The sequence below is a fragment of the Thiorhodococcus drewsii AZ1 genome, assembly GCF_000224065.1.
In the GTDB taxonomy this organism is placed as follows: Bacteria; Pseudomonadota; Gammaproteobacteria; order Chromatiales; family Chromatiaceae; genus Imhoffiella; species Imhoffiella drewsii.
Map to the genome: position 1 here is coordinate 122,065 of NZ_AFWT01000002.1, position 26,247 is coordinate 148,311.

The 26,247-nt window shown below is 62.8% G+C and carries 20 protein-coding genes; 14 read left to right on the forward strand and 6 right to left on the reverse strand.

Going from position 1 to position 26,247, the window contains the following annotated elements:
* Positions 1-114 precede the first annotated feature (114 nt).
* The gene (gene nhaD, locus THIDRDRAFT_RS01830) at positions 115-1,515 is read left to right on the forward strand and encodes a sodium:proton antiporter NhaD (protein ID WP_007039081.1); all 1,401 of its coding nucleotides are present in this window, start codon (positions 115-117) and stop codon (positions 1,513-1,515) included.
* Complete coding sequence (locus THIDRDRAFT_RS01835) at positions 1,512-2,069, forward strand: thermonuclease family protein (protein ID WP_007039082.1); 558 nt, start codon at positions 1,512-1,514, stop codon at positions 2,067-2,069. The genes nhaD and THIDRDRAFT_RS01835 overlap by 4 nt, the downstream gene beginning before the upstream one ends.
* Here THIDRDRAFT_RS01835 and tsaC read toward each other — a convergent pair.
* Positions 2,055-2,618: an L-threonylcarbamoyladenylate synthase type 1 TsaC gene (gene tsaC, locus THIDRDRAFT_RS01840; protein WP_007039083.1), complete on the reverse strand. Its 564-nt coding sequence runs from the start codon at positions 2,616-2,618 to the stop codon at positions 2,055-2,057. The genes THIDRDRAFT_RS01835 and tsaC overlap by 15 nt on opposite strands.
* 216 nt (positions 2,619-2,834) lie before the next feature.
* On the opposite strand from tsaC, the gene THIDRDRAFT_RS01845 reads away from it, so the two are divergent.
* Both THIDRDRAFT_RS01845 and THIDRDRAFT_RS23480 read left to right on the forward strand, forming a co-directional pair.
* Positions 2,835-4,337 carry an HDOD domain-containing protein gene (locus THIDRDRAFT_RS01845; RefSeq protein ID WP_007039084.1) on the forward strand — a complete coding sequence of 501 codons (1,503 nt, stop codon included), beginning with the start codon at positions 2,835-2,837 and terminating at the stop codon, positions 4,335-4,337.
* A gap of 55 nt (positions 4,338-4,392) precedes the next feature.
* Positions 4,393-4,911, forward strand: a complete 519-nt coding sequence (locus THIDRDRAFT_RS23480; RefSeq protein WP_007039085.1) for an N-acetylmuramoyl-L-alanine amidase — start codon at positions 4,393-4,395, stop codon at positions 4,909-4,911.
* Positions 4,912-4,954: 43 nt separating this feature from the next.
* Here THIDRDRAFT_RS23480 and topA read toward each other — a convergent pair whose 3' ends face one another.
* From topA to THIDRDRAFT_RS01870, 4 genes are all read right to left on the reverse strand, one after another.
* Positions 4,955-7,261 (reverse strand): type I DNA topoisomerase, encoded by a 2,307-nt coding sequence (topA, locus tag THIDRDRAFT_RS01855; RefSeq protein ID WP_007039086.1) that lies wholly within the window; start codon positions 7,259-7,261, stop codon positions 4,955-4,957.
* A 204-nt stretch (positions 7,262-7,465) separates the two neighbouring features.
* Positions 7,466-7,942, reverse strand: coding sequence for a Smg family protein (locus tag THIDRDRAFT_RS01860; RefSeq protein WP_007039088.1), 477 nt, complete (start codon positions 7,940-7,942; stop codon positions 7,466-7,468).
* A 75-nt stretch (positions 7,943-8,017) separates the two neighbouring features.
* Positions 8,018-9,139, reverse strand: coding sequence for a DNA-processing protein DprA (dprA, locus tag THIDRDRAFT_RS01865; RefSeq protein WP_007039089.1), 1,122 nt, complete (start codon positions 9,137-9,139; stop codon positions 8,018-8,020).
* Positions 9,140-9,158: 19 nt separating this feature from the next.
* Positions 9,159-10,352 (reverse strand): LysM peptidoglycan-binding domain-containing protein, encoded by a 1,194-nt coding sequence (locus tag THIDRDRAFT_RS01870; RefSeq protein ID WP_007039090.1) that lies wholly within the window; start codon positions 10,350-10,352, stop codon positions 9,159-9,161.
* A gap of 198 nt (positions 10,353-10,550) precedes the next feature.
* Here THIDRDRAFT_RS01870 and def point away from each other — a divergent pair, with 198 nt between their 5' ends.
* From def to THIDRDRAFT_RS01920, 10 genes are all read left to right on the forward strand, one after another.
* Positions 10,551-11,081, forward strand: a complete 531-nt coding sequence (gene def / locus THIDRDRAFT_RS01875) for a peptide deformylase (protein ID WP_007039091.1) — start codon at positions 10,551-10,553, stop codon at positions 11,079-11,081.
* A gap of 97 nt (positions 11,082-11,178) precedes the next feature.
* Positions 11,179-12,117, forward strand: a complete 939-nt coding sequence (gene fmt, locus THIDRDRAFT_RS01880) for a methionyl-tRNA formyltransferase (protein ID WP_007039092.1) — start codon at positions 11,179-11,181, stop codon at positions 12,115-12,117.
* Positions 12,083-13,450 (forward strand): 16S rRNA (cytosine(967)-C(5))-methyltransferase RsmB, encoded by a 1,368-nt coding sequence (gene rsmB / locus THIDRDRAFT_RS01885; protein WP_007039093.1) that lies wholly within the window; start codon positions 12,083-12,085, stop codon positions 13,448-13,450. The genes fmt and rsmB overlap by 35 nt, the downstream gene beginning before the upstream one ends.
* Entirely contained in the window at positions 13,447-14,031 is a 585-nt protein-coding gene (locus tag THIDRDRAFT_RS01890) for a DUF4390 domain-containing protein (RefSeq protein WP_007039094.1), read from the forward strand. Before rsmB ends, THIDRDRAFT_RS01890 begins: the two co-directional genes overlap by 4 nt.
* A complete protein-coding gene (locus tag THIDRDRAFT_RS01895) occupies positions 14,013-16,214 on the forward strand; it encodes a sensor histidine kinase (protein ID WP_007039095.1) in 2,202 nt (733 codons plus the stop codon). Before THIDRDRAFT_RS01890 ends, THIDRDRAFT_RS01895 begins: the two co-directional genes overlap by 19 nt.
* Complete coding sequence (locus THIDRDRAFT_RS01900) at positions 16,211-17,578, forward strand: sigma-54-dependent transcriptional regulator (RefSeq protein WP_007039096.1); 1,368 nt, start codon at positions 16,211-16,213, stop codon at positions 17,576-17,578. The genes THIDRDRAFT_RS01895 and THIDRDRAFT_RS01900 overlap by 4 nt, the downstream gene beginning before the upstream one ends.
* A 160-nt stretch (positions 17,579-17,738) precedes the next feature.
* Positions 17,739-19,112 carry a Trk system potassium transporter TrkA gene (gene trkA, locus THIDRDRAFT_RS01905; protein WP_007039097.1) on the forward strand — a complete coding sequence of 458 codons (1,374 nt, stop codon included), beginning with the start codon at positions 17,739-17,741 and terminating at the stop codon, positions 19,110-19,112.
* A 31-nt stretch (positions 19,113-19,143) separates the two neighbouring features.
* The gene (locus THIDRDRAFT_RS01910) at positions 19,144-20,595 is read left to right on the forward strand and encodes a TrkH family potassium uptake protein (RefSeq protein ID WP_007039098.1); all 1,452 of its coding nucleotides are present in this window, start codon (positions 19,144-19,146) and stop codon (positions 20,593-20,595) included.
* A 224-nt stretch (positions 20,596-20,819) separates the two neighbouring features.
* Positions 20,820-22,460: a methyl-accepting chemotaxis protein gene (locus THIDRDRAFT_RS01915; RefSeq protein ID WP_245535761.1), complete on the forward strand. Its 1,641-nt coding sequence runs from the start codon at positions 20,820-20,822 to the stop codon at positions 22,458-22,460.
* 285 nt (positions 22,461-22,745) lie between these two features.
* The gene (locus THIDRDRAFT_RS01920; protein WP_007039100.1) at positions 22,746-25,628 is read left to right on the forward strand and encodes an EAL domain-containing protein; all 2,883 of its coding nucleotides are present in this window, start codon (positions 22,746-22,748) and stop codon (positions 25,626-25,628) included.
* 64 nt (positions 25,629-25,692) lie between these two features.
* Here the strand turns inward: THIDRDRAFT_RS01920 and mobB are convergent, their stop codons facing one another.
* Entirely contained in the window at positions 25,693-26,238 is a 546-nt protein-coding gene (gene mobB, locus THIDRDRAFT_RS01925) for a molybdopterin-guanine dinucleotide biosynthesis protein B (protein WP_007039101.1), read from the reverse strand.
* Between the last annotated feature and the right edge of the window lie 9 nt (positions 26,239-26,247).

Consider the following 26,247-nt stretch of genomic DNA (forward strand, 5'->3'; position numbering starts at 1 on the left):
CAATCGTCCTTGACGCGGACCGCGCGACAACGACGAGGCTCGACTCGCCTGATGTATTTGCGGCAATCCATTTCGTTCTGGGTCCGAATCGAGATCCTATCTAGAGGAAACCACATGCCCTCCGCACGAACCCTTTTCATCGGACTGCTGGCGTTGCTCGCCCCTTTTGGGGTCTTTGCGTCCGAAACGGCCGAGCATCTCGACCTCAATCTGACGACCCATTGGGTCGGTTACACCGCACTCATTGTCTTCGGCCTGGCCTACGCGCTGGTGATGGCCGAGGAATTCCTGCATCTGCGCAAGTCCAAGCCCGTCATCATCGCCGCAGGCATCATCTGGTGCCTGATCGCCTTCATCTACACGCAGATGGGCGAGCCACACCTCGCCGGCGAGGCGGTTCGCCACAATCTGCTCGAATATTCCGAGCTGATGCTCTTCCTGCTGGTCGCCATGACCTACATCAACGCTCTGGATGAGCGGCTGGTCTTCGATGCGCTGCGCGCCTGGCTCATCCGCAAGGGATTCGGCTTCCGTTCGCTGTTCTGGATGACGGGCATCCTCTCTTTCCTCATTTCCCCGGTCGCCGATAACCTGACGACAGCCCTGCTCATGTGCGCCGTGGTCATGGCGGTCGGCGGCGACAACAAACGCTTCGTCACGCTCGCCTGCATCAACATCGTGGTTGCGGCCAACGCCGGCGGTGCCTTCAGCCCATTCGGCGACATCACCACCCTCATGGTATGGCAGAAGGGTATCGTCGACTTCTTCGGTTTCTTCAAGCTGTTCGTGCCAGCCATCGTCAACTTCGTGGTGCCTGCGACGATCATGTTCATGGCAGTGCCCAATCTCAAACCGGACGCCGCGAACGAAGACGTGCATATGCGCCGTGGCGCGCGCCGTATCGTTCTGCTGTTCCTGGCGACCATCGCCACCGCCGTGAGCTTCCACAACTTCCTGCATCTGCCCCCGGTGATCGGCATGCTGACCGGTCTGGGCTACCTGCAGTTCTTCGGCTTCTACCTGAGAATGACCCACCACAAGGAGACGACTAAGGGTAACAATGACGACCTGGTCGGCGACATGCCGCCCTTCGACGTCTTTAGCAAGGTCGCGCGCGCCGAGTGGGACACCCTGCTCTTCTTCTATGGCGTCGTCCTCTGCGTCGGCGGTCTGGGCCAGCTCGGCTATCTGGCGATGACCTCCGAACTCATGTACGAGCAATGGGGCCCGACCCTCGCGAACGTCTCGGTCGGCGTGCTCTCGGCCATCGTCGACAACATCCCCGTCATGTTCGCGGTTCTGACCATGAATCCGGACATGAACGAGACCCAATGGCTTCTGGTCACACTCACTGCGGGCGTCGGCGGATCTCTGCTCTCCATCGGCTCGGCAGCGGGCGTGGCACTCATGGGCCAAGCGCGAGGGACCTACACCTTCTTTGCCCATCTCAGCTGGACCCCGGCAATTGCCTTGGGCTATCTGGCAAGCATCGCGGTCCACCTCTGGATCAATTGACGACGACCCACCGCCCACGCGAGGGGAAACGCCCTTCCCTAGCTACGCTGGCCGTCACCCTGCTCCTGACTTGGGGCTGGGCGACGGCCAGCGCCGGCTCGCCGGACACCAAGACTCGGCATTGCCGAGCACTGAAGGTCTTGGACGGCGATTCAGTCGTACTGAGTTGCTCGGGGAAACGGATCGAGGTCCGGCTGCATTGCATCGATGCACCGGAGAAGGACCAGCGCCCTTGGGCGAATCGATCAAGGAGCCATCTGCGCCGCATCCTGCCCGACCGCATCCTGATGGCCCCCATCGAACACGACCGTTTCGGCCGTGTCGTCGCCGACCTCTACAGCGATACCTCCAAGCGGCAATTCATCAATCTGGAACAGGTCGCCAGCGGCAATGCCGCCGTCTACCGTCGCTATTGCAGCGACCCCCAGTTCCAGCGCGCCGAGCGCAGGGCGCGCGAGGCAGGACGCGGGATTTGGAGCACGCCCGGGCTACATCAAACGCCCTGGCGCTTCCGGCACAACAACCGACGCGGCGCTCGATCAAACGCGCAGTAGCTGTCCGGTCAAACCATCACGAATCCGCGAGGGCCGATTCGCACCCGAACAGGCGCCAGCCAGCACATAGTCCGGCCCATTCTCAAAACCCAGACGCACCTGCACCGCGGTTCGCGCCGGTCGAAGCTGGGCCCGATTCGCGCTAGTCGAGACAATCGGACCACCATAGGCGCGACAGAGCGCGGCCGCGATCGGGTGCGCCGTCACCCGAACCGCAAGCGTCTCGAAGCGACCTGTAAGCCAGTCCGGCGTCCGCTCACTCGCGGGAAAGAGCCAGGTATTGGGTCCCGGCCAAGAAGACCAGATTTCGCGGAGACGATCCTCGGGCAGAGACTCCACGAAAGGCTTCAGCTGATCTTGATGCGAGGCGATGAGGATCAGCCCCTTGGAAACCGCGCGCTGCTTGATCGCGAGCAGGCGCTCCACCGCTTCACCGTTCCAGGGATCGCACCCCAGACCAAAAACGGCCTCGGTCGGATAGGCGATCACCCCGCCCGAGCGCAGGCATTGAACAGCGATACGGAGACGATGCGACGAAATGACGGACATGGGGGATACTCAATCAGCGAACAGGTGGACACGTATCGAAGAGAAGTCAACGCAGCCAGAAAACAGGATCGGCGCCCGAACAAGCCGTTACCGGATCTCGCGCCCTGGAGCGGCACTCGCATTTCGCTGAGACACCCACAGAACGTAGACTCCCGCTATGGAAATACGCGGAACACTCTCCTATAGTTTTGGGCTGCGTCGTCCACGGTTGTCAACGTGAATACACCGCTCCCAAAGCCCAAGACCAAGCTCGATACCTGGATGGACCTCATCCGCCAGCAGAAGATGCCCGTCTTCGACGCGACGGTGCAGAAGATATTCAGGATCTCACGCGACGACAAGGCACCCTTATCGGACCTGGCCAGTATCATCCTTCACGACCCGGCCTTCACGGCGCGCGTGCTCAAACTCGCCAACTCCATCCATTACAACCCATCGAGCACGGCCATCAGCACCATCACCAGGGCCGTGATCGTGCTCGGAATCAACGCCGTCTGCAACATCTCACTGACCCTCTCGCTGGTCGAGGCCACGATCGAGGGCGCGGCCAAGCAGCGCTTCGCCCGCGAACTGGGGCGAGCCATGCACGCGGCCGTACAGGCGCGCGGCCTCGCCATGGCGCGCGGCGACAAATCGCCGGAAGAGGTCTTCATCGCCACCCTGCTGACACGCATCGGTGAACTGGCCTTCTGGTGCTTCGGTGGCGAACTCGGCGAACAGCTCGAACGACTGAGCAACACCCCGGGCATCTCCCCCGAACAGGCGCAAGAGCGCCTCCTCGGTTTCCGTTTGAGCCAGCTCAGCCGACAACTCATCCACGAGTGGCACCTGACCGAGCTTCTCCAGGATACCGTCGATCATCCCACCAAGAGAAACGACCGCGTTCTGACACTCGCGCTCGGCCATCAGATCGCGCGCTGCGCCGAGGAAAAGGGTTGGCAATCGCCAGACATGGAGAAGCTGGTGAACAAATCCGCAATCCTCGCCGCACTCTCGAAGAACGACGCGCGCAGCATGCTGCACCAAGAAGCCAGACAGGCATGCATCATGGCGACCGATTACGGCGCCGACTTCGCCGCCCCATACATCCCGCAACCTGCGTCCTCGCGCGACCGCAGCCAGGAGCCGACCGGGGCCGAGACGTCCATTCTCGCAAGCAAGCCCGCTCCGCCCCCGTCTGGAGGTCTGCCCTCGGACCAACTGACACAGATGAAGATCCTGCGCGAACTCGCGACCCTACTGGCCGAGGAACGCTGCGACCTCAATGTCATCATGGAACTCGTGCTGGAAGGCATCTATCGCGGCATTGGAATGGACCGGGTTCTATTCGCACTGACCACCCCCGACAAACGCATCGTCAAAGCCAAATACGCGCTGGGAGTGGACAACGAGCGCCTGATGCAAGAATTCCAGTTCGTGCGCGCACCCGGTCAAACCAACATTCTGTTCGAGACCCTGGACCGCAAGCTGCCGCGACTGGTGAATGCCCGCGATCAGGAGAGCGGCACCACGATACCCGAGAGTCTCGAACGTCTTGTCGAATCAGCCACCTTCATGCTGGCGCCCATCATCGTCAGCAATCAATGCATCGGAGTGCTCTACGCAGACCGGGGCCCGAGCAAACGACCGCTCGATCCGACGAGCTTCCAGGATTTCAAGCATTTTGCGTATCAAGCCAACATGGGGCTGACCCAGATCCGATCGCGTCAAAGGGGGTGACATTGTGCGAGGAGCGGAACGAAGAAAGTCGTCTCTATCTCTGATACTGGCCTGCATGCTCGCGCTCATTCCGGGAGCCGGAGCAAGCGCGCGCCCGATCGATCTCATCGTCATCCACGCCACCGGCGGACCTGGATGCAAGCACGGACGGCTATGGCATGCGCCGGGCGGAACCCTCGAATCGAACCTGCGACATTTCGCCACCCACCCCAATATCGGCTATCACTATCTCATCGGGCGCGACGGGGAAACGGTCGCCGGCACCCCGGAGACGCAGGTCGCCTTTCACGCACGCGGACGCAACTCCTCCTCGATCGGCATCGAGCTGGTCAATGACGGCAACGGCAAGGACCCCTTCCCTCCCGCTCAGATCAACGCACTGATCGATCTGCTCGCCCGACTGCTGCACCGGTACGACCTCACTCCTGATCGGATCCTGGGTCACAGCGAGGTCGATCGACGCGCCTTCGTCTGCGGCAAGAAACGCTACAAGCTCAAGATCGATCCAGGCGGAGAGTACCCCGGATCGAGCGGAAATTTTCCCTGGAAGCGCGTCAGAGAGGCACTGCGCTAATCGAACGGCACGCTAATCGCGCGGTGCCCAGAGCGACGCATACTCACTTGGATTCGAGCGGCTGTTCCTCCGCCTCCTCAATCGCCTCGCGATAGCCGCATTCCTTCTGCGGACACACCTTGGCTGCACCCTTGGTCTTGGTGACCTTGAGGGTCAGGATGGGCCAACTGCATTTGGGGCAAGACTCGGCGAGCGGAGCGTCCCAGACGGCATAATCGCAAGTCGGATAGGTCGAGCAGGAATAGAAAATCTTGCCGCGCCGCGACTTCTTCTTCTGCAGCGTCCCCTTGCCACATTTGGGGCAGGCAACGCCCGTATCCTCAGGCTTTTCCAGCGGCTCGATGTGCTTGCAGTTGGGATAAGCGCTGCAGCCGATGAACTTACCGTAACGCCCGCGCTTGACCTCCAATGCCGAACCGCACAGCGGACAGGACCGCCCCTCGACGATCTCTGGGGCCTCCTGCTCTGCCTTGTCGGCGTTCAGGTCGCGCGTGTAGTCGCAATCCGGATAGTTGGTGCAACCGATGAAGCGTCCGTTGCGTCCGAGCCGGATCGAGAGCTGGCCGCCACACTTGGGGCAGGTCTCGTCGATACGCTCCTGGGTCACATCGCTGCGCTTGACGTGCTCCTGGGTGTGATCGACCTGATCCTTGAAGGGCCGCCAGAACCGCTCCAGGAGCGGAATCCATTCACCCTCGCCGCGCGAAACCGCGTCCAGATCGTCTTCGAGTCGCGCGGTGAAGTCGTAGTCGACATATGAGGTGAAGTACTCAGTCAGGAACTTGTTGACCACACGCCCGACATCGGTCGGCGAGAAGCGCTTTTTGTCGAGCACCACGTATTCGCGATCCTGAAGCGTCGAGATGATGGAGGCATAGGTCGAGGGACGACCGATACCGAACTCTTCCAACGCCTTGACCAGCGACGCCTCGGAATACCGAGGCGGGGGCTCGGTGAAATGCTGCTCGGCGCGGACCTGAATCAACTCGACCAGATCGCCCTCCTTCAGATCGGGCAGCATGCGCTCCTCGTTGTCGTCGGCGCTCTTGGCGTCGTCACGACCCTCGAGATAGACCCGCATGAAGCCGGGCTCGGCGACCACCGACCCGGTCGCGCGCAACAGATTGCCCGCCCCGGCGCTCAGATCGATCGCCACCTGATTGATGAGCGCATGGTTCATCTGACAAGCCAAGGTGCGCTTCCAGATGAGCTCGTAGAGCTTGGCCTGCTCCACCGTCAGGTGGGCCTTAATGGCCGACGGCTCGCGCAGGATGGAGGTCGGACGAATGGCCTCGTGGGCCTCCTGTGCATTCTTCGACTTGGTCTTGTAGTGCCGCGCCTGATCGGGAAGATCGTCCGCCCCGTAACGCTCGGCGATATGGGATCGGATCTCGGTCAGCGCCTCCTCGGCCAGATTGACAGAGTCGGTACGCATGTAGGTGATGAGACCCACGGCGCCGCCACCGACGTCGACGCCCTCATAGAGCTGCTGGGCCACGCGCATGGTGCGCTGGGCCGTGAACCCCAGCTTGCGCGCCGCCTCCTGCTGCAGGGTCGAGGTGATGAAGGGCGGCGCGGGGAAACGCTTGCGCTGCTTGCGCTCGACCTTTTCGACCTTGAGCGTGCCATCGGCGGCCTGCTCGAGCGTCGCCTTAACCTCGGCGGCACGCCCCTCGTCGGTGATGCTGAACTGTTCGACCTTCTCGCCACCGAAGGTCGTCAGCTTGGCGCTGAATGATTTCGCGTCCTTGCTCGCATCCGCCTCAATGGTCCAGTACTCCTGACGAACGAATGCCTCGACCTCGTTCTCGCGCTCGCAGATGAGACGCAGCGCCGGACTCTGAACCCGTCCGGCGGACAATCCGCGACGGATCTTCTTCCACAGCAAGGGCGACAGATTGAAGCCGACCAGATAGTCGAGCGCACGGCGCGCCTGCTGGGCATTGACCAGATCGTAGGAAAGCTCGCGCGGATTGGCGATCGCGTCTTGGACGGCCCGCTTGGTGATCTCGTTAAAGACCACACGGTACACGGGGCGCTTGCCAAGCTGCCTGCGGCTCTTCAGCAGCTCGTAGAGATGCCAGGAGATCGCCTCACCCTCGCGGTCCGGGTCGGTCGCGAGATAGAGGGTGTCGGCCTCCTTGAGCTTCTTGGCGATCGCCTGGACGTGCTTCTCGTTGCGATCGATGATCTGGTACTTCATGGCGAAGCCATGATCCGGGTCGACCGCTCCCTCCTTGGGGACCAGGTCGCGGACGTGTCCGTACGAAGCGATCACCTCGAAGTCGGCTCCGAGGTATTTCTTGATGGTCTTGGCCTTGGCCGGCGATTCGACGATGACGAGATTCATGCGGGATTCTATTGGATTTGGCGTCGTTTCTTTAGGTTAAACCCAGGGCGAAGCTCGACGTCAAGGGCCTTTGGCAGAATCGCCAATGTGTGGATGCAATAGGAAACCGGTGCAATGCGCCCCTCTCGCGGACGCAAGACGGACGCGATTCGACACAAGAGCATCAGCCCCTCCCTGAAAGACGGTGCCGAACCGAGTTCGAGATCAGTGCAGATAGACGGGATCTTCGTTGTAGAGCATATCTTCCATCTGGGTAAAGGCATCCTCTTGCCCCGGACGATTCATCAGGACCAGCAGCGCCACCCATTTGACCTCGTCCGCCAGGACCTGAGGATGATCGATCGCCAGCAAGCGATCGATCACGAGTTCGCGACTGACCGGATCCAGGATCCCCCCATGCTCCAACGACATCAGCAACCCCCGCACCTCGGGATCCAGCTTGCTGCATTCGAGATCGCTGTAGACACGGATGGAGCCGACCGGATGGAGATGTCCCTCGGTTGCCTCGACGCCCACGGCGAGTTCGTCGAGCCAGCGCAGAGCCTTATCGATCTCGTTCTGACTAAAGCCGGCCTGAGCCAGCTCGTCCTCAAGCTCGCTTTGCTCGACAGGAGGCTGACCATCGCCATCCATGTAATTCTCGTAAAGATAGATCAGGACATCGACCATATTTTCGTACATCAGCCAACCTCGATGGCATCTTCGACCCAAAGATCGAAGCAAACGCGCGCCGATCGGCGCCAAAACGGGTCTTCGCTAGCCGGAAGAGCGGCAATAGCGTCCACCCGGCACCGATGATACATGACCATTCAATTCCAGGAGCAACAACATGGACATCACCTGATCCGCCGGCAGCCCTGTGCGCGCGATCAATTCGTCCGGGGCCATCGGGTCGAATTCCAATGCATCCAGCAGGCGTCGCTCATCCCCTTGCAGACCCTCGGCGGACATTCCGGCTACCGGAGAGGGAGGCGACTGACTGGCAGACGCCAAGGCCGCATTCAACAGTGGCGCCAATTCAGCCAGGATATCGGAGGCGCTTTCGACCAACCTGGCGCCGTCGCGGATGAGACCATGACACCCGCGCGCCAAGGGATTGCGGATCGAGCCGGGAACGGCGAAGACCTCACGTCCCTGCTCCAGGGCGCAACGTGCCGTGATGAGCGAACCGCTCTTGAGCGCCGCCTCCGTGACCAGCACCCCGAGACTCAAGCCACTGATGAGCCGGTTGCGACGCGGGAAGTTACGCGCCAGCGGCCCCCGTCCCGGCGAAAACTCACTGACCAGGGCTCCGTTCTCGGCGATACGGCAGGCCAAATCCAGATGGGAGGCCGGATAGACCAGATCCGGCCCCGTCCCCATCACAGCAATGGTTTGCCCGGATTCGAGCGCGGCGGTATGGGCCACACCGTCGATTCCGACCGCAAGCCCACTGGTGACGACCAGCCCCCAGCCCGCCAACTCGCGAACGAGCTCGGCGGTGATCTCGCGCCCGCCTGGGGTCGGGTTGCGACTGCCGACGACGGCGATCTGAGGCTCGCGAAGCAGTGCGGGATCGCCTCGGACATAGAGCAGCGGAGGCGGATCCGCAATCTCCGTCAACTGCGGCGGATAAAATGGATCGTCGATGGCGATCAGGTGGGCATCGGGACGCTCGCCCCAGCTCAGAATGGCCTCGACGGCCTCGGTATCCGGCTGTTTGAGCGCGTCCACACAGGCTGGCTTGAGCCCCAGCTCGGACAGCGCCGATCGGGACGCGGCAAGCACGCCGGCCGGATCGCCGAAATGCTCGCAGAGACGCACGGCGGTACGCGGACCGATCCCGGGCGCCGAGAGGAGAATGAGCCAGTCGCGGTTGGATCGTCGAGCATCGCGCAACGATCCAAGCGGCGAGGGATCAGGATGGGGGAGAGGCAATCCAATCGCCGACGTTGATGAAATGGCTCGCCTTCAGAATCACACCGAAGCTGACTCTTTCAAAGGATCGAAAGACCATCAGGACGCCAGACTGCTCGAACGGCTTGAAATACTTCTGATTGTTACGACGGAAGTCCATATGCAACGGGAAGGGGGCGTTGGAGTCCGGTTCATCCGCGCGCCAGCCTTTCTTCTCGTAATCGCTGCCGAACCAGAACTCGCTGGAGAGCGGTCCCGGACCGCGCCAGTTCGGCTCGTGGGCACCGCTCTTGACCATATCCCGCTCCTTGGTGCCACCGATGTAGGTCTCGAAGACGTGTCCCGGCTCGATCCCGTCACGCGTGCCTCGATTGATAACGACGACATCGTAGGGCCCGATCTGGGATACCCCGTTGAGCACGGAGATGATGCGCCCGCGCAGCCCCTCAGGCGCCGGATGCGGGAAGAAGTTTTCCAACCGACGCTCCGCATCGCCCGGAATGACGCGATCCCCAATCGAGACCTCGCGTTCCATGCTCACGACCTTCAGCTTGGCCGGATCCCCGATCCGCTCCAGCTGCGCATCGGCGACAAACACAGCCTCGTAACCGAGCAATTCGTTGCTATCCGGATCCCTCAACTCGTCACCAGGACGCAGGATCTGGAATGCCGTTTGGGTATTGGTGCGGATGCGGCGGACATAGATCGAATCGCCGACCCCGGCGATCAGATGCTCGTCCGGAAAACCGACCACATAGGGCGCGCGCTTGATGTCCTGCGCATCGGCGACGTAGGGCCGGGTCAGGAAGGGCGCAATGCTTGAGATCCGAATCGTCGGCACCGCCGCCGAAAGCGGGGAGGAGCGCACATGCGGAGTCAGCCGCACCACGCGCGGCCCGGCACCGCGTCTGGCCCGAATGCGCGGCTCGCCGCCGACCATGGTCAGCTCCAGCACGTCGCCCGGATAGATGAGGTCCGGATCCCCGACGCCGGGATTGGCTTGCCAGACCTCAGGCCAGAGCCAAGGATCCCTCAGAAATCGCCCAGCGATATCCCAGAGCGTGTCACCCGAGCGCACCACATAGGTTTGAGGAGCATCGGGTGCAAGCTCGGCCCCGGAGGCGACCGGAACCAGCAGAATCATTGACCCCAAGAGGAGCGACACTCGAACGAAATGGCGAATAGCGACGCGCATGGACCCTCCACGATGGTCGAAACGGGATTCACCCGCCCCTACTAAGGGGTGTAGTATCTTAGCGATAGTAGCGCACACGACTTCATAACTTCCACCCGTTCGCACTCCTGAGAGAAAGCCTATCCGGATCTTACGGCTCCCGGCTCGTAGCGTACGAGGTGGAGACTTCCCGAAACATATTGCATTCCGACATCAGAGATGGCCAAGCTCGATATCCTCACCTTTCCCGACCCCAGACTGCGCCTGAAGGCGCTGCCCGTGACGCAGGTCGACGACTCGGTCCGCGAGCTGGTCGACGACATGCTCGAGACCATGTACGCCGCGCCAGGCATCGGCTTGGCCGCGAACCAGGTCGACGTGCAGCGCCGGATCGTGGTGATCGACACCTCCGAGAACCACGACACCCCCCTCTGCCTGATCAACCCCGAGATTCTCTCGAAAGAGGGCAAGACCCAAATGGACGAGGGCTGCCTCTCGGTGCCCGGCTTCTTCGAGCCGGTCACGCGCGCAGAGGCGGTCACGGTCAGCGCGCTCGATCGCGATGGCAACCCCTTCACCCTGGAGGCCGACGGGCTGCTGGCCGTCTGCATCCAGCACGAGCTCGATCATCTGGACGGCAAGCTGTTCGTCGATCACATCTCCATACTCAAACGCCAACGTATTCGCCGCAAACTCGAAAAGGATCAGCGCCAAGCCCAGGCCGCAGAGCCACGCCGGGGTGCCATCTAGTGCGTCGCGTCTTCGTCTTCCCTCATCCCACGACACCGAGCGCGAGATCCTCGTCCGATCCGAGCCTCTCCCACCGACTGCAACGCAAGGATCGCCCATGAACCGGCTGAAGGTCATCTTCGCGGGAACGCCAGAATTCGCGGTCCCGAGCCTCGCCGCGTTGATCGCCGCCGATCTGGACGTGGTCGCGGTCTATACCCAGCCGGATCGCCCGGCCGGACGTGGCAGAAAACTACAGATGAGCCCGGTCAAGGAGTTGGCGCTCAACGCATCCATTCCGGTGTTCCAGCCGCTCAGCCTGAAGCGCGACCCGGACGCGGTCGCCCAGCTGCGATCGCTCGACGCCGATCTCATGGTGGTGGTGGCCTACGGGCTGCTGCTGCCCACGGATGTGCTGGACGCACCCCGGCTCGGCTGCGTCAACGTCCATGCCTCGCTGCTGCCACGCTGGCGTGGTGCCGCACCCATCCAACGCTCGGTGCTGGAGGGCGACGCCACCACCGGCGTCTGCATCATGCGCATGGAGGCCGGACTCGACACAGGTCCGGTCTACCATCGAGTCGAAACGCCCATCGCGCCGCGCGAGACCGGCGGGTCGCTGCACGATCGCCTCTCGACCCTGGGCGCCGAGGCCCTGACTGCGGCCTTGCCCGGGATCGCCGACGGCTCGACCGAGCCCGAACCGCAAGACGACACGGCCGCCACCTACGCCCACAAACTGAGCAAGGAAGAGGCCGCGATCGACTGGTCTCTCAGCGCTACGGCCATCGAACGCCAGATCCGTGCCTTCGACCCCTGGCCGGTCGCACAGACCCAGCTCGACGGCGAAACGCTGCGCATCTGGGACGCCGAGGCAGAAAACGACACCGACAGCGCGCCACCCGGTACGGTGTTGGACACCGGCAAGAGCGGCATCCGCGTCGCGACCGGTGCGGGACAACTGCGCATCACCCGCCTCCAGCCATCGGGAAAGAAACCCATGCGCGCGGCGGACTATCTGAATGCACGCAACCTGGACGGCGCTCGCTTTGGTTGAATCCGTTAGAACCAAGGCCGCCCCGGCGGGTGCACAGGCCCGCGCCATGGCGGCACGCGCCGTCTATCGGGTCCGAGACCGTGGCGAATCACTGACCCGAGTCATCCGGGACTCACACTCGACCGAATCAAGCGTGGATCATGCCCTGATCCAGGAGATGAGCTATGGCACGCTGCGCCAGCTGCCGCGCCTGGAGGCCATCTCCGCTCGCCTGCTCAACCGCGCACTCAAGCATGGCGACCGCGATCTCGACGCACTCATCCTGGTCGGGCTCTATCAGCTGAGCGCCATGAGCACACCGCCGCACGCGGCCGTGTCGGCGACGGTCGATGCCGTCCGACTGCTCGGAAAGGCCAACAAGGCACCGCTGGTCAATGCACTGCTACGCCGCTTCCAGCGCGAGCGCGAGGCGCTGGAGGCATCCGTCGACTGCGACCGAGATCTCCAATGGCTGTTCCCCGCCTGGCTGCTCAAGCGTCTGCGCGCGGACTGGCCAGACGATTGGCAGCAGATCGTCGAGGCCAGCAACGACCGGGCCCCCATGAGCCTGCGCGTCAATCGCATGCACCTCGACCCGCAGCAATACGCCGAACGCCTCGCCGCGGCCGACATCGGCTCGACGCCCATCCCAGGCTCCGAGGCCGGTCTGATGCTGAACCGGCCGCGTCCGACGCGCGAGCTCCCCGAGTTCGACCGTGGCTGGGTCTCGGTCCAGGACGCCGGCGCACAACTCGCCGCCCAGCTACTCGACGCCCAGCCCGGACAGCGGGTGCTGGATGCCTGCGCCGCTCCGGGCGGCAAGACCGCCGCGATCCTCGAGCGGGTAGGCAATCAGGTTGAGCTGACCGCGATCGATCAGGATCCGACACGTCTCGCCTCGGTTCAAACCCTTTTGACCCGATTGGGATTGACTGCCGAGGTCGCGGTCGGCGACGCCAGCGATCCGTCCGGAGACTGGGCCGAGCGCCGTTACGATCGCATCCTACTCGACGTACCCTGCTCCGCCACCGGAGTCATCCGCCGCCACCCCGACATCAAGTGGCTCAGACGTGAGAGCGACATCGAGACGCTCCGCGAGACCCAGCGACGCATTCTCGACGCCATCTGGCCGCTCCTCGCGCCGGGAGGACGCCTGCTTTACGCCACCTGCTCGCTGCTGCCGCAGGAGAACCAATCCCAGATCGCCGCCTTCCTGTCGCGCCAGCCCGAGGCGCGCGAAATCGCGCTGGAGACGGAGCGCGGACGTGCGCTGCAGCATGGCCGTCAGCTCCTGCCGACAGCAGGCGGAAGCGACGGTTTCTATTACGCCCTGATCGAGAAGGACACCGCATGAGGTCTCCGCGCCCGATCAGACTCAGAATCTCACTCCAATTCGGGATCGCGCTGTGCCTCGCAGTCGCGCTCGCCTCGCCAATCCTCGCCGAGGACGACTTTGATGTGCGACAGGCGCAGATCCGACTCGTCGATGGGGTCTATCGGCTGAGCGCCCAGATCGATTTCAACCTCAGCGACAATGCCTTGGAGGCGCTCGGCAACGGGGTGCCACTGACCATCGTGACCCACATCCAGGTCCGCCGCACCGAAGCCTGGATGTGGGAGGACAGCCTGCTCGACCTGCAGATCCGCAACGCTATCCGTTACAAGCCGCTTTCGGAGAACTACGAGGTCTACCGCCTTCCGGGCTCGACCGGCCGTAGCTTCGTCACCCGCGAGGCGGCGATCCGGGCGCTCGGCGAGTTGAACGATCTGCAGCTCGTCGACCAGAAGGATCTCGATCCGGACGAGGACTACGAGGTCCAGCTCAAGGTCTTCCTGGACATCGAGCAGCTGCCCCTGCCCCTGAGACCCCTCGCCTATCTGATGCCCTCCTGGAAACTCGCCAGCGGGTGGACCAAGTGGCCAATAACACGCTGAACTGGCGGCGCGGACTCGGCACCCTACCGGTCGCGCTCCTGATCGTGGGTCTGTTCGTCGTCCTGGTGCTGATGCGGGACGCCGTACAGAACTCCGAGACCCTGAGCCGCGCCTTCGTCCCTCTGCTCGCCGTGGTCCTGGTTGGCCTGGCGGTGCTGGCGGTGCTGGTGCTCGTCAACGTGGTCAAGCTGGTGCGACGCTACCGTCGCCAGGCGGCGGGATCACGCCTGACCGCGCGTATCGTCCTGCTCTTCGCCTTCATCTCGCTGTTGCCGGTGGGCGTGGTCTACTACTTCTCGCTCGGCTTTCTGCTGCGCGGTATCGACAGCTGGTTCGACGTCGCCATCGGCAAGGCGATGCAGGACGCCCTGGTGCTGAACCAGGCCTCGCTGGACCTCAACCAAAGGGTCCTGAGCAAATACACCGAACAGCTCCTGGACAGCATCGAGGACCGATCTTCGACCGCGATCGCACTCAGCCTCAACAATCTGCGACGCCAGGCGGGTGCGATCGAACTGACCGTCTACGGTCAGGGCGGCATGGTCCTGGGGACCTCAAACGAGGATCCGACCCAGCTGGTCCCCAATCACGCCGAGCGCGAGATCCAGCAGAGCGTGCGCGCCGGGACCAACTATGTCGGGCTGGAGACGGGCACCGGCGAGGATCTGGTGGTGCGGGTCCTGGTCCAGGATCCGCGCGGGCGCCCGATGCAGATGCAGGCGATCTTCCCGACCTCGGCACGCATCAGCGAGCTCTCGACCCGACTCGAAGACGCCTACAACCGCTACACCGAACTCGCCTATCTGCGCCAGTCGCTCAAGTTCAGCTTCTCGCTGACCCTCTCGCTGGTGCTTCTGTTCGGACTCATGGCGGCGCTGATCGCGGCCTTCCACACCGCGCGCCGGCTGGTCGCGCCCATCGCCGATATCGCCCGAGGCACACGCTCCATTGCCGAGGGTGAATACGAGCAGCAGATTCCGCTGCCGAGCCACGACGACGAACTCACCTTCCTGGTCGCCTCCTTCAACGCCATGTCGCGCCGCATCAGCCAAGCACGCGACGCCGCCGCGCGCAGCAAACAGGCGGTCGAGACCCAGCGCAACTATCTGGAAACCGTCCTCGGACGCCTGTCCTCTGGCGTGGTCGCCTTCGACGACAACCAGCGCATGCGCACCACCAACCCGGCCGCGCGCAGCATCCTGGCACTGGAGTTCGCCGAGGACGCAGGCCCAACGCTGGAGCGGATCGAGCACAGCCAGCCCTGGATCACCCCCTGGACCGAGACGGTCCGCAAACACCTCGCCGCAGGCCATGCTTGGCGGGCGGAGGTGACGCTGCAACGCGCCGAGGGCAACCAAACCCTCATGTGCCGAGGCAGTCCCTTGCCGCTCTCGGACTCCAAGCATCGTGGCCACGTGGTGGTCTTCGACGACATCACCTCGCTCATCACCGCCCAGCGCAACGCCGCCTGGGGCGAGGTGGCGCGGCGCCTGGCGCACGAGATCAAGAATCCGCTCACCCCGATCCAGCTCTCGGCCGAACGCCTGCGCCACAAACTGCTACCCAAGGCAGAGGAGGCGAACGCCGGCTTCATCGACCGCTCCACTCGCACCATCATCCAGCAGGTCGAGGCCATGAAGGCCATGGTGAACGACTTCTCCGACTATGCCAGGACGCCGCAGATTCAACAGACACCGCTCGTATTCGATCAGCTCGCGCAGGAGGTTCTGGATCTCTATCACAGCGCCGGCACACCCTCGCTCGACATCCAACTCGGCACGCCGGGGATCTTAGTGCGGGGCGATCCGTTGCGTCTGCGCCAAGTCATCCACAACCTGATCAAGAACGCCCAGGAGGCATTGGAAGGGCATGACGCCGCACGCATCCAGGTCTCCACGGAACGCTTGGAGCAAGAGGAAGGCCCCTTCATTCAATTCGTGGTCGCCGACAATGGACCGGGGTTCGAACCTCAGCTCATGGATCGACTGTTCGAGCCCTACGTAACCACCAAGGCCAAGGGCACCGGGCTCGGTTTGGCGATCGTCAAGAAGATTATTGAGGAGCACGGCGGTATGATCACGGTCGAAAACACCGGTGAAGGCGCCCTCATCAGGGTTCGGCTGCCGGTCTGGCAAGCCGCCTCGTCGGCGGCCCAAGGTCAGGAGCAACACACAGACTCATGAGCGCAACCCATATACTGGTAGTCGACGACGAGCCCGACATTCGCGGCCTGGTCAAAGACATCCTCGAAGACGAAGGCTATACCGTCGCCATCGCCGAGAACGGCGAGGCCGCGCGCCACGCCCTACGCGACCGACGTCCAGATCTGATCCTGCTGGATATCTGGATGCCCGACATCGATGGCATCACACTGCTCAAGGAATGGTCGGAAGAGGACGACCTCCCCTGCCCCGTCATCATGATGTCCGGCCATGGCACGGTCGAAACGGCCGTGGAAGCGACGCGCCTGGGCGCCTACGACTTCCTCGAAAAGCCCCTTTCGATGGCCAAGCTCCTGCTGACCGTCGAGCGCGCGCTCGAAGCGGACAAGCTCCAGCAGGAGAACATCGGACTCAAGCGCCGCGCCCCGCAGGTTCACGAGCCGGTCGGGCGCAGCGCCGTCATGCAGCGCCTGCGCGAGCAGGTCAAGCGCATCGCCCAGCACGACACCTGGGTGCTGATTACCGGCGAATCGGGCAGCGGTCGCGAGACCTTCGCCCGTTATCTGCACTCGCAGAGCGCCCGGCGCGAGCGGCCCTTCGTGGATCTCAGCGTCTCCTCGCTGGCCGGCGGCAATGCCTCGCGCGAGCTCTTCGGCACCGAGGACGGCGAACACACCCATTACGGCAGCCTGGAGAAGGCGGCGGGCGGCACGCTGCTGCTCGACGAGGTCGCCGACATGGAATGGGAGGCGCAATCCAAACTCCTGGGCGCGCTCGACAGCGGATCCTTCCTCCGGGTGAGTGGCAACGAGCCGGTACGCATCGACGTGCGCATCGTCGCGGTGACCCAACGCAACCTCGAAGACGAGGTCCGGGCCGGACGCTTTCGCGAGGATCTCTTCTACCATCTCAACGTGGTCCCGCTGAACATCCCGTCGCTTCAGGAGCATGCCGAGGACGTTCCCGATCTATTGAATTTCTATCTCGATTATTTTGCCACGCACGAGAAGCTGCCCTATCGCCGCTTCAGCGTCGGCGCCCAGAACTTCCTGCGCAACTACCCCTGGCCGGGCAACGTCCGCGAGCTAAAGAACCTGGTCCAGCGCGTCCTCATCCTGGGCGCCGGCGACGAGATCAGCCAGAAAGAGGTCGAGAGCGCCCTGGGCGCGCCACCACCGGTCCAGGCGCAGGCACTGGAAGGGCTCGTCTCCTTCGACCAGCCGCTGCGCCAGGCGCGCGAACAGTTCGAGAAGGCCTACCTGGACTACCAGCTCGAGAAGCACGCGGGCAATGTCAGCAAGATGGCCAAGGAGGCCGGAATGGAGCGCACCCATCTCTACCGCAAGCTGCGTTCGCTCGGCATCGAGATCAAAGAACGCCGATGAGGGATCAGCTTCCAGCCGCCAGCCGCCAGCCGCCAGCGGAGCAATCGGCACGCTCGGCAGCCGACCATCGCCTTCTGCAGGCTCCATGGCCATCGCCCCTGGAGCGCCTTGGGCGCTCCTCTTCTAGCTGGAAGCTGGAAGCTGGAGGCTGGAGGCCAGCATGAAAATCATCATTCTGGGCGCCGGCCAGGTCGGTACCTCGGTGGCTGCCAATCTAGTCAGCGAGGCCAATGACATCACCGTCGTCGACCACAACCCCGATCTGTTGCGCGAACTGCAGGATCGCTTCGACCTACGCACCGTGATGGGCCACGGAGCCCATCCGGACGTATTGCTGCGCGCGGGGGCCGAGGACGCGGACATGATCATCGCCGTCACCAACAGCGATGAAACCAACATGGTGGCCTGCCAGGTCGCCTACACGCTCTTCCACACGCCAACCAAGATCGCTCGGGTACGCGCGCCGAGCTTTCTGGAACAGCCCAAGCTGTTCAGCTCCGACGCACTGCCGATTGATGTGGCCATCAGCCCCGAGGCGCTGGTCACCGATTACATCATCCGTCTGATCGAAAATCCTGGAACGCTGCAGGTGCTGGACTTCGCCGGCGGACGCATCCGGCTGGTCGCGGTCAAGGCCTATTACGGCGGCCCCTTGGTCGGCCAGGAGTTGCGCACGCTCCAGGAGCGCATGCCGCAAGTCGAGGCACGGGTGGCCGCCATCTACCGTCAGGACCGCGCCATCCAGCCCGAGGGCGACACCGTCATCGAGGTCGACGACGAGGTCTTCTTCCTCGCCGCGCCAGTGCACATCCGCGCCGTCATGGGAGAACTCCGACGACTCGACGAGTCCTACAAGCGACTCATCATCGCCGGCGGCGGCAATATCGGCACCCGGCTGGCCAAGGCGCTGGAGCAGAGTTTCCGGGTCAAGATCATCGAGCGCAAGCTGGGACACTGCAAACGCATCGCCGAAACCCTTGAGAAGACCATCGTGCTGCATGGCGACGCGGCCGACCAGGATCTGCTCCTGGAAGAAAACATCGAGAGCACCGACGTCTTCTGCGCCGTGACCAACGACGACGAAGCCAACATCCTCTCGGCCATGCTGGCCAAGCGGCTCGGTGCGCGCAAGGTGATGGCACTGATCAATCGCGCCTCCTATGTCGATCTGGTACAGTCTGGCTCCATCGATATCGCCATCTCGCCCCAGCAGGCCACCATCGGCAGCCTGCTCAAGCATGTTCGACGCGGCGACGTGGTCATGGTCCATTCGCTGCGGCGCGGCGCGGCCGAGGCGATCGAGGCCATCGCGCATGGCGACAAGATATCGAGCAAGGTGGTCGGGCGCGCCGTCGGCGACCTCAAGCTTCCGAAAGGGGCCTCCATCGGCGCGCTGGTGCGCGGCGATGCGGTGATCATCGCCCACAAGGACACCCTCATCGAGTCCGAGGATCACGTCATCCTCTTCCTCCAGGACAAGAAACGCATCTCCGAGGTCGAACGCCTATTCCAGGTCGGCGTGACCTTCCTCTGACCCGACCCACCGATATTCGCGATCCGGATCTATGAAGTTCACCGTCGTTCGGAAGGTCCTGGGGCTGTTGCTGACGGTCTTCAGTTTCACCATGCTCCCCCCAGTCGTGGTCGCGCTCATCTACCAGGAGGGCTCACCCGGCCCCTTTCTGATCGCCTTCGCCATCATTCTCGGCACCGGACTCGCGATCTTTTTCCCGGTTCGCCAATCGCGGCATGTGCTGCGACTGCGCGACGGCTTTCTGGTGGTTGTGCTCTTCTGGACCAGCCTTGGCCTGGCCGGGGCACTGCCCTTCCTGCTCGCGCCGCACCCCGATATCTCGGCGACCGACGCCGTCTTCGAGTCGCTGTCCGGACTCACGACGACCGGGGCGACCGTGATCCTCGGACTCGACGATCTACCCAAGTCGATCCTCTTCTACCGTCAGCAGCTTCAGTGGCTGGGCGGCATGGGCATCATCGTCCTGGCCGTCGCCGTCCTGCCCATGCTCGGTATCGGCGGCATGCAGCTCTATCGGGCCGAGATGCCTGGCCCCATGAAGGACTCCAAGCTCACTCCGCGCATCACGGAGACGGCGAAGGCGCTCTGGTACATCTATCTCTGGATGACGGTCGCCTGCGCCCTCGCCTACTGGGGCGCAGGGATGACGCTGTTCGATGCCATCGGGCATGCCTTCTCGACCGTTGCCATCGGCGGTTTCTCGACCCACGATCTGAGTATGGGGTACTTCAACAACCCCTTGATCGAGATGATTGCGGTCTTCTTCATGCTGCTCGCGGGCATGAACTTCACGCTCCACTTCGCCGTGGTGCGGCGCCAGAATCTCGGCCTCTATTTCCAGGACAGCGAGTTCCGCTTCTATCTGCTGATCATGGGGACTGTCACCTTGATCGTGACACTGGCGCTCTACTACACGGACACCTACGTCACCTGGAGCGATGCACTGACCAAGGGGCTCTTCCAGGCCGTGTCGATCGGCACCACCACCGGGTTCACGACCGCCGAGTTCTATTTCTGGACCCCCTTCCTGCAAATCCTGCTGCTGTTCGCCAGCTTCATCGGCGGCTGCGCCGGATCGACCGGCGGCGGAATCAAGGTGATCCGCTTTCTGCTCCTCATCAAACAGGGGATGCGCGAGATCGACCGGCTCATCCACCCCAACGCCCAGCTGCCGGTGCGGATCGGCGGCAAGAGCATCGACCATCGCGTCGTGGATGCCGTCTGGGGGTTCTTCTCGCTCTACGTGGCCTGCTTCATCCTCATGTATCTGATGCTGGCGGCGACCGGACTGGACCTGCTCACGGCCTTCTCTGCGGTTGCGGCCTGCATCAACAACCTGGGGCCGGGTCTGGCCCAAGTCGGCGCCCATTACGCCGACCTTTACGACCCTGCAAAGTGGATCCTCTGTTTCGCCATGTTGCTCGGGCGCCTGGAAATATTCACACTCCTTGTATTGCTAAGCCCGACCTTCTGGCAACGCTGAACGCGGCCCCGCGCGGAGCGAATCGAGGGCCATTTACTCAGAACCTCTTGGAAGAGGTCTAAACATGGCCTTGGCACAGCCTTGCCCCAATGAATGGGCTCCAGATCACCCTATCGACGCTGTAGATCAGATAAGATCGGCCAATTGAGATTCCGTCGTCCCGAACAGCCCCGAGCCTCTAGACAATCCACGCCAAGACAAGGTATTCCCCAAACATGAACCCAATGCGCCGAATCACCGTAAACAGCCGTCTATGGATTCTGATGGGAATCGTCGCCCTGGGAATCGGCATCGGTTTCGGTGTGGCACTCTGGGAACTACGCGTCATGCTGATGGACGAGAAGGCCACCCAGCTGACCAAATTGGTGGAGACGGCAACCAGCACCATCAACGCGCGGTATCGCGCGATGAGCCAAGGCGCCATGGATGAGACAGCCGCCAAACAGGCGGCACTCAAGGAGCTTTCCACCCTCAGATACGAAGGTGGAAACTATTTCTGGGTGACGGATCTCTCCGGACAGGCCGTCATGCACCCGCTCAAGCCGGAACTCGACGGAACCGACACCCGTCCCCTGACCGACGCCAACGGCAAGCGTTTCTGGGAGGAGATCTGGAAGAAGGCAAACGCAGAGGGCCGAGGCACCGTGTCCTATGCCTGGCCCAAGCCCGGCGAGACACAACCCGGACCGAAGCTCGCCTATTTCCAAACATTCGAGCCCTGGGGTTGGGTCGTCGCCACTGGGATCTATATCGACGATGTCGATGCCTCCTTCAAGGACAACGCGATCATTCTTGCGGGCGTCGGCGGCCTGGTCCTGCTGATCGTGCTCACCCTCACCGCATTCACCGGGCGCTCGATCGTGACGCCGGTCCGCGAGGCAACCCACGCCATGATCGATATCGCGCGTGGCGCGGGCGACCTCACCAAGCGCCTCGCAACCGAGGGACGCGACGAGGTCGCCGAACTGGCCGCTGGATTCAACGCCTTCGCATGCAAGACCGAGGGCATGGTCGTCCAAGTCGCTCAGGCCACCATCAGGATCGCCGCAGCGGCCGAGGAACTGACGGCCGTGACCGAAACCAGCAGCGAGGGCATGGAGCGCCAGCGCGGTGAGGTCCAACAGGTCGCCACCGCCGTCACCCAGATGTCGGCCACCATCCAGGACATCGCCCAAAACGCCGAGGCCGCCGCCGCCTCGGCATTCGCGGCCGACAGCAGCGCACGCGAAGGCGGAGAGACAGTCAAGGGCGTTCTGGAAGCCAACCGGCACCTCGCCGCCGAGGTCGAGCAGGTCGCGGGAAGCATTCATCGCTTCAGCGCGCAGAGCCAATCCATCGGCAGCGTGCTCGATGTCATTCGCGAAATCGCCGAACAGACCAATCTGCTGGCCCTGAACGCGGCGATCGAGGCAGCGCGGGCCGGCGAGCAGGGACGCGGATTCGCCGTCGTCGCCGACGAGGTGCGCACGCTGGCCAGTCGAACCCAACAGTCCACCAGCGAAATCCATAGCATGATCGAGACACTGCGCACGGTGGCCAAGGAGGCGGTGGAACGTATCGAACGGGGCGAATCCATTACGACGGACACCCTGGCGCAGGCGACTCATGCACAGGAGGCGCTGGACCAGATTCTGGACTCCATCGGTAACATCCGCGATATGAACACCCAGATCGCCAGCGCCGCCGAGGAGCAAGCGGCCGTGGCTCAGGAAATCGACCGTAGCGTCGTCAGCATCTCGGAGCTATCGGAGGATTCGGCACAGCACTCAGAACATACGGTCGCAGCCAGTCGCGAACTCTCCCAACTGAGCGCGGACCTTCAGACCATGGTCGGCCATTTCAAGGTCGGAACCAGGCAGGCATGACGTGTACACTTTGCCAAGCCCTTCCCGAAACGGCTCCAGCCCCACGCGCACACTCGGGGTCCGCGCATAAGACGCTTAGCGAACGAGCGCATACCCAATGACGCCGGATTGAGGTTCGCTTCAAGGCGACATGGATGTTGACAGAAATCGCCTTGACCGTCATTTGATAGCGGGAGCGGAGGTACTGCGCCACATACACACGAACGAGCAGCGATCTCGTCGAACCACTCGACGCCCTCAGCCGTGACCGATCGATATGGAACCGCTACCCGCACTGATACCCTAATGGCCTCCGAAACACATCAGATCCTCGTCATTGAGGACGATCCCGCCCACGTCGAAGCCATTCGACGCTCGCTCGAATCTGGGGAACAGTTCGCCTGCATGCGTGTCGCCACCTCGCTGACCGAGGCTCGACGATGTATCGTCGAATCGTCCCCCGACATCGTCATCGCCGACCTCAATCTATGCGATGGCAAGGCCTATGATCTGATCAGCGATCAACCCGATCCCGGCTTCCCGCTGCTCGTCATGACCAGCCATGGCGACGAGCAGATGGCGGTGCAGGCATTGAAGGCCGGCGCCTTGGATTATGTCGTCAAGTCGCCCGAAACCCTTGCCCAGATACCACGACTGCTCGAGCGGGTGCTGCGCGAATGGGGACATATCCGCGAGCGTGCGCAGGCACAGCGCGCACTGCGGGAGTCGGAGCGCCGTCTGATGGACATCATCGATTTCCTGCCGGACCCAACCTTTGCGGTCGATCGCGAGGGCCATCTCATTGCCTGGAACCATGCGCTGGAGCGCATCACCGGACGCGACAAGTCGCGCGTGCTCGGGCAACACATTCACAAGCAATACTCCGCCTTTTACGACACCCCTCATCCAACGCTGCTGGACGCGGTCCTGAATCCCAAGGTCGATTTCAGTGCGGACTACGACTACATCAAGCGCGACGGCGACCAAATCGTCGCCGAGATCTTCAGTTCCAGGCTCAACGACGGGAAAGGCGCCCACCTGTGGATCGTCGCCGCACCACTGTTCAACACCGACCGGGAACTCGTCGGAGCCATCGAGTCGATCCGCGATATCAGCGACACCAAACAGGCCCAAATCGAGCTGCAGCAGGCCTACGGCGAGACCCGCGCCATCACCGAGGCCGTACACGACATTCTCTACATGGTCGACCGGAGCGGACGGCTCATCTGGTGGAACAAGCGGCTCGAAGAAGAGACCGGCTGCTCGGGCGAGTCGTTGCGCAACCGCCCCTTCTCGGACTTTTTCGTCGAAGAGGACGTCAAAAAAATGCGCAACGCGTTCGAGAATGCCTTGAATAAAGGCTATGGCGAGGTCGAAAGCCTGGCGCTCACGACCAATGGACTCCGCACCTATCGCTACAACGGTGTTCCCGTTCGTGACTCTTCGGGCACCATCATCGGCGTCGCCGGCGTCGGCCAGGACATCACCGCAAGCGTACGCAACCATGAAGAGCTACGGCTCGCCGCGACCGTTCTCAAAAACATCCGCGAAGGACTCATGATCTCGGATGCCCAAGCCAACAAGGTGATCGCCATCAATCCGGCCTTCACCGAGATCACTGGCTACACGCAAGCCGAGGCGCTGCAGGGCACCACCCGAATGCTCCGATCGGGGCGACACGACCCAGCCTTCTACCAGGCCATGTGGGCCTCGATCAAACGCTCGGGACACTGGCAGGGCGAAATCTGGAACCGCCGCAAGAATGGAGAAATCTTTCCGGCCTGGCTGACCATCAGCACCGTGCGCGACGAGTCGGGCGAGATCAGCAACTACGTGGCCGTCCTCTCGGACATCAGCAAGATCAAGCAATCCGAGGCTCAGCTGGAGCACCTGGCCCACTATGATCCCTTGACCAACCTGCCGAACCGCCTGCTGCTCAACTCCCGCCTGGAGCACGCGATCCAGCGCGCCAGGCGCAACAACACCAAGGTCGCCGTGCTCTTCATCGACCTGGATCGGTTCAAGCATGTCAACGACAGCCTCGGCCATCCGGTCGGGGACGAACTGCTACAGGCGGTCGCGCGGAGACTGTCCGGCCGCATTCGCAGCGAGGACACGCTCGCACGCCTCGGCGGAGACGAATTCGTCGTGCTGCTGGAATCCATCGCCAAACCCGGCGAGTGCGGACTGGTGGCTCAGATGATCATCAGCCTCATGCAACCACCCTTCCGCCTGAGCGACGAGCGCGAGATCTTCATCGGCGCCAGCGTCGGAATCAGCATCTACCCGGATAACGGCGCGCATGCCATCGATCTGTTGCGCAATGCCGATACCGCCATGTCCCAAGCCAAAATCCAGGGGCGCAATACCTATCGCTTTTACATGGAGTCGCTCACGCGGGCGGCCAATGCGCGGCTGACGCTCGAATCCAAGCTCCGTCACGCACTGGACAGCGAGGAGTTCCTCGTCCATTTCCAGCCCCAGGTCTCCATGTCAAACGAACGCATCCTCGGCGTCGAGGCGCTGGTCCGATGGCAAGATCCAGAGGAAGGACTCATTCAACCAGACCGGTTCATCCCCCTAGCCGAGGAAACCAGGCTAATCGTCCCGCTCGGCGCCTGGGTGCTGAGGCAATCCTGCCGCCAGATGCGCATCTGGCGCGATGCCGGTCTGCCACCCATGACGATCGCGGTCAATCTGTCGATCCAGCAGTTTGCCCAACGCGACCTGGCGGTTCAGGTTGCCGACATCCTTGAGGCGTTCGACCTGCCCGCCAGCTGTCTCGAACTGGAGCTGACCGAGAGCATGATCATGCAAAACGATGCGCACGGCATCGACATCCTCAACGAACTGCAAGAACTGGGGGTCGGGCTCGCGATCGACGATTTCGGAACCGGCTATTCCTCGCTCGCCTATCTGAAACGCCTGCCGATCGACACGCTCAAGATCGACAAGAGCTTCGTCGATGGCATCCCAAACGACCGCAACGATGCTGAGATCGCCACCACCATCATCGCGATGGCGCACAACCTCAAGCTCAGCGTCTTGGCCGAGGGGGTCGAGACGCCCGAGCAGCGCATCTTCCTGCGAGATTCGGGCTGCGATAGCTATCAGGGATATCTCTTCAGTCGCCCCGTTCCGGCGGAATCGATCGAAGCCCTCTTCAGGCATCCCCCCAAGATCGACTGACGCACCGACTCACAGCGGCCGGATCCGAAGCGTTCGGATCGATTCAACCTCGGCCCAACGCCGCTCAGCTCAACTCCATTATGAAATCGGCGATAGATTCCGGATCGTCGAGTGGAAGGGTTTGCGGATGCGCGGCGGTTGGCAGGGGATCCTGTGTCGCAACGGCAATGATATCGGGGTCGGACGGATAGAGCGGGGGCTGACCGAGAATCGCGCGATAGACCTCGATCTTGGGATAGGCCGCGTGCTTGAAGCCCTCCACCAAAATCAGATCGAGACGCTCGCATTCGAAACGCGCCAGCATTTCGTCCAAATTCGGATCGTCCTCGCGCGCGCGCTCCTCGACCTGGAGCGCCCAGCGGGCCCGCGACGCCAGGAGGGTCTGAGCCGCGCCCGCAGCGCGAATCTCAAAGCTATCCTTCCCCGGAACATCGAGATCGAATCGATGATGGGCATGCTTCAGATAACCGACCCGCAGCCCCTTGGCGGTGAGCTCAGCGACCACCCGCCGCAAGAGCGTCGTCTTGCCGCTGCCGCTAGGCGCCACGAAACCGAAGACGGGGAGCGTCCCCTTCACCGAAGTGGAACCAAATCGCTCACGCTCATCCATCGTCCGCAC

Coding starts and splice junctions, on each gene's coding strand:
- mobB (WP_007039101.1), bottom strand. CDS start 26,238: ATGGATGAGCGTGAGCGATTTGGTTCCACTTCGGTGAAGGGGACGCTC.
- THIDRDRAFT_RS01900 (WP_007039096.1), top strand. CDS start 16,211: ATGAGCGCAACCCATATACTGGTAGTCGACGACGAGCCCGACATTCGC.
- THIDRDRAFT_RS01870 (WP_007039090.1), bottom strand. CDS start 10,352: ATGCGCGTCGCTATTCGCCATTTCGTTCGAGTGTCGCTCCTCTTGGGG.
- THIDRDRAFT_RS01890 (WP_007039094.1), top strand. CDS start 13,447: ATGAGGTCTCCGCGCCCGATCAGACTCAGAATCTCACTCCAATTCGGG.
- THIDRDRAFT_RS01910 (WP_007039098.1), top strand. CDS start 19,144: ATGAAGTTCACCGTCGTTCGGAAGGTCCTGGGGCTGTTGCTGACGGTC.
- tsaC (WP_007039083.1), bottom strand. CDS start 2,618: ATGTCCGTCATTTCGTCGCATCGTCTCCGTATCGCTGTTCAATGCCTG.
- THIDRDRAFT_RS01860 (WP_007039088.1), bottom strand. CDS start 7,942: ATGTACGAAAATATGGTCGATGTCCTGATCTATCTTTACGAGAATTAC.
- topA (WP_007039086.1), bottom strand. CDS start 7,261: ATGAATCTCGTCATCGTCGAATCGCCGGCCAAGGCCAAGACCATCAAG.
- trkA (WP_007039097.1), top strand. CDS start 17,739: ATGAAAATCATCATTCTGGGCGCCGGCCAGGTCGGTACCTCGGTGGCT.
- rsmB (WP_007039093.1), top strand. CDS start 12,083: ATGCACGCAACCTGGACGGCGCTCGCTTTGGTTGAATCCGTTAGAACC.
- nhaD (WP_007039081.1), top strand. CDS start 115: ATGCCCTCCGCACGAACCCTTTTCATCGGACTGCTGGCGTTGCTCGCC.
- THIDRDRAFT_RS01915 (WP_245535761.1), top strand. CDS start 20,820: ATGCGCCGAATCACCGTAAACAGCCGTCTATGGATTCTGATGGGAATC.
- def (WP_007039091.1), top strand. CDS start 10,551: ATGGCCAAGCTCGATATCCTCACCTTTCCCGACCCCAGACTGCGCCTG.
- fmt (WP_007039092.1), top strand. CDS start 11,179: ATGAACCGGCTGAAGGTCATCTTCGCGGGAACGCCAGAATTCGCGGTC.
- THIDRDRAFT_RS23480 (WP_007039085.1), top strand. CDS start 4,393: ATGCTCGCGCTCATTCCGGGAGCCGGAGCAAGCGCGCGCCCGATCGAT.
- THIDRDRAFT_RS01920 (WP_007039100.1), top strand. CDS start 22,746: ATGGCCTCCGAAACACATCAGATCCTCGTCATTGAGGACGATCCCGCC.